Raw genomic sequence first — 847 nt, 5'->3', positions numbered from 1 at the left:
TTCCTGCATCGTATTTCCCGACTGGTGCGTCGTAACGGCACCGTCTCGTGGGCCGGCCGTTACTTCGAAGTCCCGTACGAACTCACCGGCCAGCGCGTCGTGCTCGTCGTCTCCCCGCACACCGCTACCGTAGTACGCGTCGAGAGCGACACCGGTCAGCTGCTTGGCGCGGCCACACCTCTTGATCTCGTCGCGAACACTCACCGTCGCCGGCAGCGACCCGCTGTCGCGCCGGCCACGGCGGCTATCAGCGCCGGGCCGAACCTCATCGAGCTCACGCATCAACGTCATTACCGGCTGGAGGACTGACTATGTACCGTCAACACTTCGGCCTGCGGCACGCGCCGCTGGACAAGGACTGCACCGAACTCTGGGACGACGGCGCACTCGCACGCCTGGCCGAACGCTTCCAGTGGCTGCTGACCAGTCCCGGCATCGGCCTGCTGACCGGTGAGCCCGGCGTGGGCAAGACCGCTGCGCTGCGCCATCTCACGCACGGCCTGAATCCGCATCGCTACCAGACGATCTACCTCGCCGAGACCGAGTTCGGCCGCATCGACCTGTACCGCTCGCTTGCGCGCTCGCTCGGCCTGGAGCCCAGCTACCGGCGCGCCGATCTCTGGCGCGAACTGAAACTGCGCATCACCGAGCTCGCCACCGGCAAACAGGTCTTGCCTTTATGGATCATCGATGAAGCTCAGAACCTCCCGCCCGAGTTCTTCCGTGACTTTCCCAGCTTTTTAAATTTCGCCTTCGATGCCCGCGACCTCATCACCGTGTGGCTGGTCGGTCATCCGCCGCTGGCCAGCATGCTCGAACGCACACCTTACGCCGCGCTCTACAGCCG

General features: G+C 64.9%; 2 protein-coding genes. Both read left to right on the top strand.

What is annotated here, in order from left to right:
- Nucleotides 1-309, top strand: a 309-nt coding sequence (locus tag AWB75_RS36490) for a Mu transposase C-terminal domain-containing protein (RefSeq protein ID WP_200823085.1), incomplete at its 5' end; no start/stop codon positions are given.
- A gap of 2 nt (nt 310-311) precedes the next feature.
- The coding region (locus tag AWB75_RS36485) for an ExeA family protein (protein ID WP_061128750.1) at nt 312-847 on the top strand (536 nt) is incomplete at its 3' end.

This window comes from Caballeronia catudaia, from assembly GCF_001544755.2.
GTDB classification, from domain to species: Bacteria; Pseudomonadota; Gammaproteobacteria; order Burkholderiales; family Burkholderiaceae; genus Caballeronia; species Caballeronia catudaia.
The sequence above is the reverse complement of the archived record's forward strand: the minus strand, read 5'-3'. Positions and strand labels throughout refer to the sequence as shown.